The sequence below is a fragment of the Pseudomonas congelans genome (assembly GCF_900103225.1).
Lineage (GTDB): Bacteria > Pseudomonadota > Gammaproteobacteria > Pseudomonadales > Pseudomonadaceae > Aquipseudomonas > Aquipseudomonas congelans.
The window spans coordinates 18,539-31,457 of the sequence record NZ_FNJH01000003.1; the positions used below are offsets into that span (position 1 = coordinate 18,539).

The 12,919-nt window shown below is 61.6% G+C and carries 12 protein-coding genes; 7 read left to right on the top strand and 5 right to left on the bottom strand.

What is annotated here, in order from left to right:
* The first annotated feature begins 203 nt into the window (after positions 1–203).
* Together BLR20_RS11310 and BLR20_RS11315 are read left to right on the top strand one after the other, a co-directional pair.
* Positions 204–479 carry a DUF1145 domain-containing protein gene (locus tag BLR20_RS11310; protein WP_010432432.1) on the top strand — a complete coding sequence of 92 codons (276 nt, stop codon included), beginning with the start codon at positions 204–206 and terminating at the stop codon, positions 477–479.
* Entirely contained in the window at positions 472–1,230 is a 759-nt protein-coding gene (locus tag BLR20_RS11315; protein WP_054994057.1) for a hypothetical protein, read from the top strand. The genes BLR20_RS11310 and BLR20_RS11315 overlap by 8 nt, the downstream gene beginning before the upstream one ends.
* A gap of 69 nt (positions 1,231–1,299) precedes the next feature.
* Here BLR20_RS11315 and BLR20_RS11320 read toward each other — a convergent pair whose 3' ends face one another.
* The 3 genes from BLR20_RS11320 to BLR20_RS11330 form a co-directional block, all read right to left on the bottom strand.
* Positions 1,300–2,331, bottom strand: a complete 1,032-nt coding sequence (locus tag BLR20_RS11320) for a purine-nucleoside phosphorylase (protein WP_032614919.1) — start codon at positions 2,329–2,331, stop codon at positions 1,300–1,302.
* Between the two features lie 26 nt (positions 2,332–2,357).
* Positions 2,358–3,317, bottom strand: a complete 960-nt coding sequence (locus tag BLR20_RS11325; RefSeq protein WP_025990976.1) for a nucleoside-specific channel-forming protein Tsx — start codon at positions 3,315–3,317, stop codon at positions 2,358–2,360.
* Between the two features lie 180 nt (positions 3,318–3,497).
* Positions 3,498–3,962: a CopD family protein gene (locus BLR20_RS11330; protein ID WP_032614921.1), complete on the bottom strand. Its 465-nt coding sequence runs from the start codon at positions 3,960–3,962 to the stop codon at positions 3,498–3,500.
* A gap of 107 nt (positions 3,963–4,069) precedes the next feature.
* Between BLR20_RS11330 and dinG the strand changes: the two genes are divergently transcribed.
* The 5 genes from dinG to BLR20_RS11355 all read left to right on the top strand — a co-directional run bounded on the left by dinG (position 4,070) and on the right by BLR20_RS11355 (position 10,121).
* Positions 4,070–6,214: an ATP-dependent DNA helicase DinG gene (gene dinG, locus BLR20_RS11335; RefSeq protein WP_003402334.1), complete on the top strand. Its 2,145-nt coding sequence runs from the start codon at positions 4,070–4,072 to the stop codon at positions 6,212–6,214.
* A gap of 110 nt (positions 6,215–6,324) precedes the next feature.
* A complete protein-coding gene (locus BLR20_RS11340; RefSeq protein ID WP_054994056.1) occupies positions 6,325–7,473 on the top strand; it encodes a serine hydrolase domain-containing protein in 1,149 nt (382 codons plus the stop codon).
* Between the two features lie 153 nt (positions 7,474–7,626).
* A complete protein-coding gene (locus tag BLR20_RS11345) occupies positions 7,627–8,787 on the top strand; it encodes an OmpA family protein (RefSeq protein ID WP_032614925.1) in 1,161 nt (386 codons plus the stop codon).
* Positions 8,788–8,861: 74 nt separating this feature from the next.
* On the top strand, positions 8,862–9,509 hold the full coding sequence (gene pdxH / locus BLR20_RS11350; protein ID WP_010432456.1) for a pyridoxamine 5'-phosphate oxidase: 648 nt from the start codon (positions 8,862–8,864) through the stop codon (positions 9,507–9,509).
* A gap of 147 nt (positions 9,510–9,656) precedes the next feature.
* On the top strand, positions 9,657–10,121 hold the full coding sequence (locus tag BLR20_RS11355) for an outer membrane lipoprotein (RefSeq protein WP_003314430.1): 465 nt from the start codon (positions 9,657–9,659) through the stop codon (positions 10,119–10,121).
* Between the two features lie 212 nt (positions 10,122–10,333).
* Here BLR20_RS11355 and BLR20_RS11360 read toward each other — a convergent pair whose 3' ends face one another.
* Positions 10,334–11,947 (bottom strand): NAD(P)/FAD-dependent oxidoreductase, encoded by a 1,614-nt coding sequence (locus BLR20_RS11360; protein ID WP_054994055.1) that lies wholly within the window; start codon positions 11,945–11,947, stop codon positions 10,334–10,336.
* Positions 11,948–12,044: 97 nt separating this feature from the next.
* On the bottom strand, positions 12,045–12,725 hold the full coding sequence (locus tag BLR20_RS11365; RefSeq protein WP_003412840.1) for a COG3650 family protein: 681 nt from the start codon (positions 12,723–12,725) through the stop codon (positions 12,045–12,047).
* Positions 12,726–12,919: the final 194 nt, after the last annotated feature.

Here is a 12,919-nt window from a genome sequence, read left to right on the forward strand (position 1 = left end):
ACGAACAAGACTAGCCTGCCGGACCGGCTCTGAACAGCCGTCAGTCTCAGGCGGGCATCCACAGATACATGACAACGATCTATGCTTGATCTTTTTCAACACACCGCTGGCATATTCGGCGTACAGCACGTCTACTGTGCGGCGACGAAAAGCATGCGAAGACTGCAATTTCGTAACGGATCATGACAAGGGGTGGGCAGGCAATGAAGGTGTTTTGGGGGCTGGGAAAGATATTGATGCTGGGCTTCTGGCTGGTGGTGCTGGTCAACGCGGCGATCGAGGCGCCCAGCCCGTTTGGCGTGATGATCGACATGGCCGGCGCGGTGCTGCTGTTGACTCATTTGCTGGAGCTGATTCTGTTCAACGGCAGCCTGCGCGGTCGCCGGCATCCGTGGCGCGACCGGGGCAAAATCATCCTGTTCGGCATCTTTCACGTTCAATCCATCGGCCGTTCGGTCAGGGGGCACTCTCATGCGTAAGCTCGTTCTGCTGGCGGCATTGTTCAGCCCACTGGCCATGGCCCAGGCAATTATCGTTGCACCGCACTCGCTGATGCGTCTGCCTGGCAACAGCAGCGTTCTGCAGGTCGAGCGCCTTGAAGTGTCCGACTACGGCACTCTGCTGATCCCGGCCGGTATCGATGATGTGAAGATTGGCGAGCTGGTCCTGGGCCACGAAGCGCGAATTGCCATCGTCCCTGGCGTGCAGGCGTTCAACATGGTCGTGCTGCACGGTGAGTTCGGCACCGGCAGCCAGATCACCGCACGGGGCGCACCGGGTACTTTCGAAAAACCTGCACGGCCAGGGCGCAACCTGACCCTGCGCCTGCAGAGCCTGGATTCTGAAGAACTGTCGATTGACGCTCGCGGTGGCGCCGGCAGCCCAGGCTATGCCGGGCTGGATGGCGGCACAGGTGAAGAGCCGGGCTGTACCTGGGGCCAGGCCGGGCGTGGGTATAACGGCGACAGCGGCGGCAATGGGCATGACGGCGCTGCGGGCGCGCAGGTTCGTCTTGAACTGCCACAGAGCTATCCGGCCGAGCGCATCAAGGTGAATGTTGCGGGTGGCGCGGCGGGCAAGGGTGGCGAAGGCGGCAAGGCAGGGAAGGGCGGTGCGTCCAAAGGCTGCATCGTCTACCGCGCTGAAGGCGGCAAGGCCGGCAGAGCGGGAGAGCCCGGTCTGCCAGGTACTGCGGGACCGGCAGGGGCGTTGATCCTGCAACGTCTGTAATCTTCGAGAGCCTGTCCGGGTCAGGTGCAAGGCCATGATCCGGACAGCCGCGACGCTCTTCACATCACATTATTGCGGTACGCCTTTCTCCCAACTCTTCCAGTCGCCGACAATGGCCTGCACCAGCGGGTTGCCGGTGCGGTAGAGGTTTTCCAGCGCCGGCACGAAGGCACCCTGATCGGCGTACTTGAGCAGGTTGTCCACCTCGCTGTAACCCGGATACGGACGATCGAAGTCGGAGCCCGCGCGGACGACGGCCAGGCGATTGACATCGACCTTGCCTGCTTTGCTCGCGCGCAACAGAGCCTCGTAGGTAGAGTTGTCCTCCTGCTGGGTGGTGCAGTACACGCCCTTGCCGTCGGTCAGCAGCTTGGTCCAGACTTCCGCACGCTCGCTCAGACGCGTCCCGGAAAACCAGGTATTGCCTGCCACGGTGTCGCATTGCGTTACCTGCGGCGGCTGGTTGGCAGGTGCATAAGGGTATTTGACGCGCCAGGCTGCGGACTCCTTGCTCTCGCTGAGCGACACCTTGTGCGACAGGGCAAACGCCTTGGCCTGCAGCTTGGGGTTGAGCTCGAAGACTTCGGTCTTGTAGTCCAGCGGCGGCTTCTCGTTCGGGCCTTTGGTGTTGATGCCCAGATAACCGGTCGGCCAGTCCTTGGGCACATCGCGGGAGTCGATTTCCCACTGCGTGCCGAACTCCACCAGATAATGCGCCCAGGCAGTGGTGCCGAGCGTGCCGTGGTGCGGGTTGATGCCAGCAATGCCGGCGACGATGAAGTAAGTCTTGCGCAGGTCGAATTGCGGCGACAGGGCCAGCGCCAGGGTCGATGCAGCAGCGTTGGTCTGGCCCATGCCGGTGACCAGCAGGCAGACATCCTGATCATTGCAGCGAATGGCCGGGTACTCGGCGGCAAGACCGGGCACCTGGATCTCCTTGGTCAGGTGCAGCCGGTCAATCCAGTTTTGTGCTTCGGGCGCAAACATGGCGACCAGCATGACCTTGGGGGTGACCGGTGCAACTGGCGCGGTAGCCGCCCAGACAGCAGGGCTGAGCACTGCCAGCGTGGCGCAGAGGGTGTTGCGAGTCGTGTGTTTCATGAAAACTCCTGTCGTCATAATAAGGTTCAGAACTGGTAACCCACGCCTGCGTAATAGCCCCAACCGTCGGAGCGCGCGCGGAAGTTGCCATCGCCGAAGTTCAGCTCGCTGCCGTCCTGCCAGTTGCCGCCGTTGTGGAAGTAGCGGCCAACCAAGGTGAAGCGCAGGTGCGTGAAGGCGTAAAGAAGCACATTGGTGGCAACCGTGGAGTTGCCGGTGCGTGCCGGATCGTTTTTCAGGTCCGACCCGAAATCGAAGTTGGTAAAGCCTATGTAGGTCAACGAGGCGCCGTTGTCGAAGGTGCTGATCGGTACGATGTATTTGAGCTGGGCGCGATAGCCATCCCACGAATACTCGTTGCTGGCACCGTAGTTCTCCCACTGATAGCGGCCATAGAAGTTGGCCGACAGATTGACCCGCGAGTGGGTGTCGATGTCGGTGCCCAGACCGCTGTACAGGGTGTTGGCCCTGTTCGCCGTATTGCTGCCGTGGTCATAGATCCAGTCGAAAGCAACGTACCATTCCTTGAACGGCCCGATGGCCAGACTGCGCCCGGCGAGGTAGTCGATCGAGACACGTGGCTCGTGTTCCATGAACAGCGGCGAGCCATGGTCCCAGACGCCCTTGTCATTATCATTGCCGATGCCGAGGATCTTCGGTACGTCGACATAGCCATACAGCTCGAACGGTCCTTTGCGGCCGAAGTATTCGTACTCCAGGTAGATGTCATCGTTGGGTTTGGGGCCGAAGCTGATGTCCTTGCTGCCGATCAGCGTCAGGTCCTGATTGAACCAGTCTGAAAAATACGCGCCTTGACCTTCCTTGGGCGAGGCGGGCGGGCTGAGTGCTTCGCCTTGCGCCGAGTCTTCGGCAGCGGCGGGCTGTGCCAGGACGCTGGTACATGGCAACGCCGCAGCGGCGGCGAACAGCAGAGGCATGAGGAATCTTGAGGGCGTTACGGGTCGAGTGAATGGCGGCTGTGGCATTGAAGCTCCTTTTCGTGGGCGCGTACTGCTGATCGCAAACGTTTGCACAGCTCATGCCAAAGTGCTTCAAGGTGTTGAATGCCTTGGATATCAGGTACAGAAGATGACCGATCGGGCAGGAAACTGCCCGCAAGCCGTGCGCGGTGTCACTGCCAGTGCCCCGCGATGTTCCGTTTTACCTCAAAGGCCCGGACGCGCCGCCGCGAGCATGACCACGGCCAGGCCGATAATCAGGTTGATGCCGACCAGACGGCGGATATGGCCCAATGTTGCCGCGCCCTCGGCCCACTGTTCGGCTTCCACGGCACGACGCAGCTCCGGCAGTTGCAATGACTGGATACGCAAAAACAGCGCAACCATGACGACGTACAGGCCCATCATGATCTGCACATAACGCGGCGCGGTTTCAAAGCCGGTGAAGTTGAGCTGAATCATGCCGATGCCGGTTATCGGCAGCAGCACCACCGCAGCCCAGACCCAAACGAAGAAGCGCGGAAACACCTGGACCCACACTTTCAGGCGAGAAGGGCCTTCAAGTGCTGCAATGACTGCCGGGCGCAACACCATCCAGGCGAAAAACATGCCGCCAACCCACACCAGGGCAGCCAGCAGATGCAATGTATAGACAGTAGAAAAAGCGGTCATCGGACACTCCGTTCTGCGCGGATGGATTTAGCGCGCTATGATAGCGCCCACTCAGAACTACTGAAAATTTATCCAGCCTTTTTAGCCGTGCCCCCGAACCGAAGCCAATGATCAGTACCGAACTCAAAACCCAGATCCAGGGCGCTTACTCGCGTTTCCTCGAAGCCAAGAGCCTCAAGCCACGCTATGGCCAGCGATTGATGATCGCTGAAGTCGCCAAGGTGCTGGGGGACATTGACACCGATGAAGAGGGTCGTCGTTCGGGCGATCCTGCGGTAGTGGCGGTCGAGGCCGGAACGGGTACCGGCAAGACCGTGGCTTACGCCATCGCCTCGATTCCCACCGCCAAGGCGGCAGGCAAGCGGCTGGTGATCGCCACCGCGACCGTCGCCCTGCAGGAGCAGATCGTCTACAAGGATCTGCCGGACCTGATGCGCAACAGCGGTCTGAATTTTACCTTCGCCCTGGCCAAGGGGCGCGGGCGTTACATGTGCCTGTCCAAGCTCGACGCATTGCTGCAGGAAAGTGACGCGACCAACGCGACCGCGCAGCTATTCGAGGAAGAAGGCTTCAAGATCGAAGTCGATGAGGCCAGTCAGAAGCTTTTCACCAGCATGTTGCAGAAGCTGGCGGGCAACAAGTGGGACGGCGATCGCGACAGCTGGCCGCAGGAACTCGCCGATCAGGACTGGGCGCGTCTGACCACCGATCACAGCCAGTGCACCAACCGGCACTGCCCCAACTTTCAGCAGTGCGCTTTCTATAAGGCGCGTGAAGGCATGGGCAAGGTCGATGTGATCGTCACCAACCACGACATGGTGCTGGCCGACCTGGCACTGGGCGGCGGTGCGGTGCTGCCGGACCCGCGTGACACCTTGTATGTCTTCGACGAGGGTCACCACCTGCCGGACAAGGCCATCGGCCACTTTGCCCACTACACCCGATTGAAATCTACCGCCGACTGGCTGGAACAGACCGCCAAGAACCTCGCCAAGCTGCTCGCCCAGCATCCGCTGCCCGGCGATCTGGGCAAGCTGATCGAGCAGGTGCCGGAGCTGGCCCGCGAGATCAAGGGCCACCAGCAGTTCATGTTCGGTGCCTGCGAGCAACTGGCGGATTTCCGCGCCGGTGAGGACATGCAGGGCCGCGAGCGCCCACGCCACCGCTTTGTCGGCGGCGTGATTCCCGAGCACATCCGCGAGATGGGTATCGAGCTCAAGAAAGGCTTTGCGCGCCTGGACGATCTGTTCACCCGCCTGACCGAGCTGCTCAAGGAAGGCATGGACGGTGAGGTCAACATCGGCATCGCCAGCCATCAGGCCGAAGAGTGGTATCCGCTGTTCGGCAGCCTGCTGGCCCGCGCGCATGGCAACTGGGAATTGTGGACTGCGTTCACCGCCGAAGACCCGGAAGACAGCCCGCCAATGGCGCGCTGGCTGACCCTGGCCGACAGCGGTGCAATGTTCGATATCGAGGTCAACGCCAGCCCGATCCTGGCGGCGGAAATGCTGCGTCGCAATCTGTGGAACATCGCCTACGGGGCGCTGGTCACCTCGGCGACCCTGACCGCGCTGGGCAAGTTCGACCGCTATCGCATGCGTGCCGGGCTGCCTAAAGGGGCGGTGACCGCCGTGGTGCCAAGCCCGTTTCATCACGCCGATGCCGGTGTGCTGCGCGTACCGGACCTCAAGGCCGACCCGCGTGACTCGGTGGCCCATACCGCAGCGATCATTCGCGATCTGCCCGGTCTGGTGGAGGGATCGCGAGGCACGCTGGTGCTGTATTCGTCGCGCAAGCAGATGCAGGATGTCTTCGACGGCCTGGACCGTGACTGGCGCAAGCAGGTGTTCATTCAGGGCAACCTGTCCAAACAGGAAACCCTCAACAAGCACAAGGCACGCGTCGACAGCGGCGAGTCCAGCGTATTGTTCGGGCTGGCCAGCTTCGCCGAGGGTGTGGACTTGCCCGGCGCCTACTGCGAACACGTGGTCATCGCCAAGATCCCGTTCGCGGTGCCGGATGACCCGGTCGAGGCTGCGCTGGCCGAGTGGATCGAAGCGCGTGGCGGTAACCCGTTCATGGAGATCGCCGTGCCCGATGCCTCGTTGCGTCTGGTGCAGGCCTGTGGCCGCTTGCTGCGCACCGAAGAGGACCGCGGCACCATCACGCTGCTGGACCGGCGCGTGGTCACCCAGCGCTATGGCAAGGCGATTCTCAATGCGCTGCCACCGTTCCGTCGGGAAATAACCTGAGCCAAAGATGAAGAGCGTTTCACATCTGTTCCCAAAGCGCTCGATCGCTGAAACAATACGGGCCGTTTAGCCTGTGCTCAGGCTCAGTATCGCCAGTCAGGAGTCAGCCGTTGCAGATCCAGGGTCATTACGAACTTCAATTCGAAGCAGTACTTGAAGCCTTTGCGGCGCTCTTTGACGACCCTCAGGAGCGCGGTGCCGCCTTGTGCATTCAGGTTGGCGGCCAGACCGTCATCGATCTGTGGGCGGGCACTGCCGACAAGGACGGTGCCGAGGCGTGGCACACCGATACTATTCTCAACCTGTTCTCCTGCACCAAGACCTTCACCAGCGTGGCGGTTCTGCAACTGGTCGAAGAGGGCAAGTTGACGCTGGACGAACCCGTGGCCAGGCTCTGGCCCGAATTCGCCGCAGCGGGCAAGGCCTCCATCACACTGCGCCAATTGCTCTGCCATCAGGCGGGCCTGCCTGCGTTGCGTGAGCCGTTGCCTGCCGAAGCGCTTTACCAGTGGGACACCATGACCGCCGCCCTGGCAGCCGAAGAACCCTGGTGGACGCCGGGTCAGGGGCATGGTTATGCGGCGATCACCTATGGCTGGCTGGTGGGCGAGATGCTGCGCCGCGCCGATGGTCGAGGCCCCGGGGAATCCATCGCTGCGCGTATCGCCCGCCCGCTGGGGCTGGATTTTCATGTCGGCCTTGCCGATGACCAGTTTCATCGCGTTGCCCACATCGCGCGTGGCAAAGGCAATGCCGGTGACGACGCTGCCCAGCGCGTGCTGCAGGCGACGATGCGCGAGCCGGCTTCGATCACTGCCAAGGCGTTCACCAACCCGCCGTCGATCATGACCAGCACCAACAAGCCGGAGTGGCGCCGCATGCAGCAACCGGCGGCCAACGGCCACGGCAATGCACGCAGTCTCGCCGGTTTCTATAACGGTCTGCTCGATGGCAGCCTGCTTGAAGCCGACATGCTCAATGAGCTGACCCGCGAACACAGCCTCGGTCAGGACAAGACATTACTGACCCCGACTCGACTGGGGCTGGGCTGCATGCTCGATCAGCCGGGCGTTGCCAACGCGACCTACGGCCTGGGGCCCAAAGCCTTTGGCCATCCGGGGGCGGGCGGCTCGGTAGGGTTCGCCGATCCTGATGACGAGGTTGCCTTTGGCTTCGTTACCAACACCTTGGGGCCCTACATTCTGATGGACCCACGTGCGCAGAAACTGGTCGGGGTCCTGCGTGAGTGTTTGCAGTAAGTATCGGCTATAAGTGCTTGTTTCATACCGACTGTCAGTTAAATGGCTGTAACAGGAACCGTACGACGGTTTCTTTTTCCAACTGCATCTTTATGCATGTTATACCGGCGTAGTTACGTCCTTCTGTCTGATCAAAACCGTTGCGGGTTACCCATGTCGTCTAATAAAAGCCTCGTTCTCGCCCTGTGCATCGCCGTGACCGGCTGTGCCCAAACTCCACAATCCGACTCTGCTGCAACCGGAGGCCATTGGTGGCAGTTCGGTTCCGGCAGCGACTCCGCTGACGCAGGCACCGCTGCCAAGGCCCCGGCATCGAGCCCGGCGCCCGCTCCGGTTGCCAAGGCTGCTGCCACGCCGGCACCTGTGGCAGGTGCTGAAAACAGCGCGCCATGGTACTGGCCGTTCGGTTCGAACGATAACGCGCAGGCCAAACCTGATGCCGTGGCCGACAAGCCGGCAGCCAAGCCTGCCGCGCCGGCGATGGTTGCCAAGTCGGAGACCGACAGCAAGTGGTGGTGGCCGTTTGGCAACGACTCCGCCAAGGACGAGCCTAAAGCGCTGCCGATGCCTGATCCGAAAGTGACCCAGGCTTGGCTGGACGAGTACGAGCCACGCCTGCGCGCTGCAATCAAGGACAGCCCGTTCCAGCTGGAGCGTCGCGAAGACCTGCTGGCGATCACCGCGCCGGTCGACAGCTCGTTCAACCCTGACCGTCCGGCCATGCTGCTGCCCAACACATTGGGTCCGATCACCCGTCTGGCCAAGGTGGTCGAAGGCGATCAGAAAACTGCCGTGCTGATTCTCGGTCATGCCGACACTTCGGGTCCTACCGAAGCCAACCAGAAGATCAGCCAGGAACGTGCGCAGTCGGTCGCCGCGATTTTCCGTCTCAGCGGTCTGGAGCGTAACCGCCTGAGCCAGCGTGGCATGGGTGCGGTGATGCCGCGCGCTGCCAACGACAGCCTGCAGGGTCGTGCGCTCAACCGCCGGGTCGAGATCCTCATGACGCCGCAGGACACCATGCGCGCGCTGATGAGCCGCTACGCACTGCCGCCAGTGGCACCGACCATGGTCGCCACCCAGGACGTCAAGCCGGTTGCCCCGGCACCTGCCGCAGCACCTGCCAAGAAAGCCGCTGCGAAGAAAGACACCGCCAAGAAAGCTGCACCGGCCAAAGCCAGCACCGCCAAGAAGGCCGCGTCAGCCAAGACCACCGCAGCTGCTAAAAAGCCGGCAGCGACCAAAGCCGCTGCCAAGGCTCCGGCCAAAACCACAACGCCCGCCAAGAAGGACGACAGCCAGGCCAGTAACTAAGCCTGTCAGCACCCACGCGGATCGTCACTGACGCTTCGCGTGGGGTCGATCCGTGACCTCGCAGGAACCAAGCCATGACCCAGACCCTGGCCGATATGCGCCGTGACTACACGCGCGACGGGTTGACCGAAGCGCAATCGCCGGACGAGCCCTTTGCACTCTTCCATGCATGGTTCGCCGATGCGGTGAACACCGAGCAGCCGCCTGTCGAGGCCAACGCCATGACATTGGCGACGGTTGATGAGCAAGGACGTCCACATTGCCGTGTCTTGCTGCTCAAGGGCCTGGACACTCAGGGTTTTACGTTTTTCACCAACTACGAAAGCGCCAAGGGCCAGCAGATCGCTGCACGTCCCTTTGCCGCGATGACCTTCTTCTGGCCGACACTGGAGCGCCAGGTGCGTATCGAGGGCCGGGTGGAGAAAGTCTCTGCGCAAGAATCCGACGCTTATTACCAAGTTCGTCCTCTGGGCAGCCGCCTGGGTGCATGGGCCTCGCCACAGAGTCGCGTGATCGCGGATCGCGACGAACTGGAAGGCCTGATCAGACAGACGGAACAACGTTTCTCAGACACCCAGCCACACTGCCCCGAGCATTGGGGTGGCTATCGTCTTTTGCCCGAGCGGATCGAGTTCTGGCAGGGTCGCTCCAGTCGACTTCACGACCGTTTGAACTATCGTTTGATAGACGACAGATGGATACGTGAGCGCCTTGCACCCTGATTGAATTATTCGTTTGGCCAGTCGTCTGAGCGTTATGCGGGCTGTGGCTGTATGAGGCCTGAATCAATTTAATTTGCAGGCTCGGGGCCGTGACAGCACCTTTGTCGGGTAGTCTAATGGCCACTGATTCCTCTGGAGATTCCTTTTATGCGCAAGTCTGCTCTTCTGGTTGCTTCGTTCACTGCCATGGCGCTTACGCTGGGCGGCTGTACCTCGAATCTGACCGGTGATTCCTATTCCCGTGACGAGGCCAGGACCGTACAGACAGTTCGCATGGGGACGATCGAATCCTTGCGTCCGGTCAAGATCGAGGGCACCAAGACCCCGATCGGCGGCGCGGCGGGTGCAGTCGTCGGCGGCGTGGGCGGCAGCGCTATCGGTGGTGGTCGCGGCAGTATCGTGGCAGCGGTGATCGGCGCAGTGGCCGGTGGTCTGCTGGGTTCAGCGACTGAAGAAGGCCTGACCCGTACGCAAGGTGTGGAAATCACCGTGCGTGAGGACGACGGCAGCATGCGTGCCTACGTGCAGCAGGTTCAGGAAAACGAGATTTTCCGGGTCGGCGAGCGCGTGCGCATCATGAGCGTCAACGGCACCAGCCGCGTTACTCACTGATCAGTAGCACCGCACAGCAAAACCCCGAGCCGAAATGCTCGGGGTTTTTTATTGCCAGGCGTGAATATATATCGTGTCAATGCCCAGCGTTGTCATTTAGCTCCGGACGCTCCGCGTCCGATCCTTAAAGTGAGCCGCAGCTTTTATGTGTGACGCGCAGCGTCACGAAATACGTTCCCACGCGAAGCGCGGGAACGATGGTCATCGTCAGGTCAGCCCTCAATCCCCAGCATGTCGCGCACCAGCGCTTCAGCCACCCGAATGCCGTCCACGCCAGCCGAGAGAATCCCGCCCGCATAGCCAGCGCCTTCACCGGCCGGGTAAAGGCCTTTGGTGTTCAGGCTCTGCAGGGTCGGTCCGCGGGTAATACGCAGCGGAGCCGAGGTGCGGGTTTCGATGCCGGTCAGCACAGCGTCGTGCAGCGAGAAACCTTTGATCTGCTTGTCGAACGCAGGCAAGGCTTCACGAATCGCTTCGATGGCAAAGGCGGGCAGGGCCTCGGCAAGGTCCACCAGCTTCACACCGGGCTTGTAGGAGGGTTCAACGCTGCCCAGCGCGGTCGAGGCCTTGCCGGCAATGAAGTCGCCGACCAGCTGCGCAGGAGCCTCATAACTGCTGCCGCCGAGCAGATAGGCGTGGGATTCCAGACGCTCCTGCAACTCGATACCGGCCAGCGGGCTGCCAGGGTAGTCCTGTTCCGGCGAGATACCGACGACGATGCCCGAGTTGGCATTGCGCTCGTTGCGTGAGTATTGGCTCATGCCGTTGGTGACCACTCGGCCAGGCTCTGACGTGGCTGCCACGACCGTGCCGCCAGGGCACATGCAGAAGCTGTAGACCGAGCGACCGTTGCTGGCGTGGTGCACCAGTTTGTAATCGGCTGCGCCCAGCTTGGGGTGACCGGCATACTTGCCCAGTCGTGCGCGGTCGATCAACGATTGCGGGTGTTCGATGCGAAAGCCCACCGAGAACGGCTTGGCTTCCATGAACACGCCACGGCCGTGCAGCATGCGGAAGGTGTCGCGCGCACTGTGGCCCAGCGCGAGGATGACATGTCGCGACTCGAGCTGTTCGCCGCTGTCGAGCTGGACGCCCATCAATTGGCCGTCCTCGATCATCAGGTCGGACACGCGCTGCTGAAAGCGCACTTCGCCGCCCATCGCTTCAATCTGATGGCGCATGTTCTCGACCACGCCCGTCAGGCGGAACGTGCCGATATGCGGCTTGCTGACATAGAGGATTTCTTCCGGCGCGCCGGCTTTGACGAACTCGTGCAGCACCTTGCGGCCGATGAATTTCGGGTCCTTGATCTGGCTGTAAAGCTTGCCGTCGGAAAAGGTCCCGGCACCGCCCTCGCCAAACTGCACGTTGGACTCGGGATTGAGCACGTTTTTGCGCCACAGCGCCCAGGTGTCCTTGGTGCGCTGGCGAACTTCGGTGCCGCGCTCGAGGATGATCGGCTTGAAGCCCATCTGCGCGAGCAGCAGCCCGGCAAAGATACCGCATGGTCCGAAACCCACGACGATCGGGCGCTCTGTCAGCCCCTCGGGAGCGTGACCGACCACTTTATAGCTGACATCGGGTGCCGGGCCGACGTGGCGGTCATTGGCCAGCTTGCGCAACAGTGCCTCTTCATCCTTGACCTGGAAGTCGATGGTGTAGATGAAGCACAGCTCGGAAGACTTTTTGCGCGCGTCGTAACTGCGCTTGAAGAGGGTAAAGTCCAGCAGCTCGCCGCTGTCGATACCCAGGTGCTTCAAGAGCGCAACGCGCAGGTCTTCTTCCGGATGATCGATCGGCAGCTTGAGTTCGGTGATTCGTAACATTAAGGGGTCCAGTTTTCGGGCCGCAGGTTCAGCCCGACAGCACTACAAGAACCGGCGATTATAAGCGCTGAACCCCTTTGGCGGCGAGCCTGGGCGATCAGTCGTCGCGTGAACCGCCGTAATAACCGCAGCCACGCTGGGCCTGGCCGTTGATACGCAGCTCTGCGGTGAGGTGTTGCACCGAGCCGTCGACGCTGTCGACGCAGCGCTGTGGCGCGACCCAGATCTCGATGCGCTGGTTGTTGGCTTCGCTGCTGACGCTGAAACTGCCGTCCGGCAGCTTCTCTTCCACGTAGGGCAACGCCAGTGGCGCGACGCCCTCGCGCTCCAGGACCATGCCCTTGCCGCTGACATTGACGTTCCAGGCGGGCTTGTTGCCATTGACGTGCAATGTCAGGCGTTTGAAATTGAGGTCTTCACAGGCCTGGCCGGGACGCTCTACGCGGTACAGCTGATGCAGGTCCAGCTGACCGTCACTGTTGGCCGCCTTGCTCGCGGCAAAGCTGCCGCGCAGGTCGGCAAACACCGTGCCCTTGCTGTCTGCCAGCGAGGCCGCTTCCTGCAGAATGCCGGTATTGCCGCGATCCTTGACCACGTAGCGACGCTGCTCGTTACACGGTTTGAACAGCAACTGGCCGTTCTCCCCGGTCAGGTCGCCCTGCATACGGAGCATGCCCGCTGTGGAAACCTTCGGCTCCTCGGCCTGTTTACCGAGCAACTGACACCCTGCAAACAGCGGTAGAAGAGCAAATACGAGGACGGAACGGGCAGCAAACATGATGTGGTCTCCAGACAGGTGCCGCCACGTTACTCAGACTGGAGGTGCATCACAAGAGGGGACGGCCAGGGCTGCGCCGCACGTGTCGCTGTATACACGTCTTGAGGTGACTACCGCAGAATCGCAATGTGACGCGGAGCGTCACGAAAAGGCGTTACCACGCGGAGCGTGGTAACGATCATCAAGAAGCCATC

What these genes read in the sequence shown, in the direction of transcription:
- BLR20_RS11310 (WP_010432432.1), top strand. Translation starts at nt 204, where the DNA reads ATGAAGGTGTTTTGGGGGCTGGGAAAGATATTGATGCTGGGCTTCTGG.
- BLR20_RS11315 (WP_054994057.1), top strand. Translation starts at nt 472, where the DNA reads ATGCGTAAGCTCGTTCTGCTGGCGGCATTGTTCAGCCCACTGGCCATG.
- BLR20_RS11320 (WP_032614919.1), bottom strand. Translation starts at nt 2,331, where the DNA reads ATGAAACACACGACTCGCAACACCCTCTGCGCCACGCTGGCAGTGCTC.
- BLR20_RS11325 (WP_025990976.1), bottom strand. Translation starts at nt 3,317, where the DNA reads ATGCCACAGCCGCCATTCACTCGACCCGTAACGCCCTCAAGATTCCTC.
- BLR20_RS11330 (WP_032614921.1), bottom strand. Translation starts at nt 3,962, where the DNA reads ATGACCGCTTTTTCTACTGTCTATACATTGCATCTGCTGGCTGCCCTG.
- dinG (WP_003402334.1), top strand. Translation starts at nt 4,070, where the DNA reads ATGATCAGTACCGAACTCAAAACCCAGATCCAGGGCGCTTACTCGCGT.
- BLR20_RS11345 (WP_032614925.1), top strand. Translation starts at nt 7,627, where the DNA reads ATGTCGTCTAATAAAAGCCTCGTTCTCGCCCTGTGCATCGCCGTGACC.
- pdxH (WP_010432456.1), top strand. Translation starts at nt 8,862, where the DNA reads ATGACCCAGACCCTGGCCGATATGCGCCGTGACTACACGCGCGACGGG.
- BLR20_RS11355 (WP_003314430.1), top strand. Translation starts at nt 9,657, where the DNA reads ATGCGCAAGTCTGCTCTTCTGGTTGCTTCGTTCACTGCCATGGCGCTT.
- BLR20_RS11360 (WP_054994055.1), bottom strand. Translation starts at nt 11,947, where the DNA reads ATGTTACGAATCACCGAACTCAAGCTGCCGATCGATCATCCGGAAGAA.
- BLR20_RS11365 (WP_003412840.1), bottom strand. Translation starts at nt 12,725, where the DNA reads ATGTTTGCTGCCCGTTCCGTCCTCGTATTTGCTCTTCTACCGCTGTTT.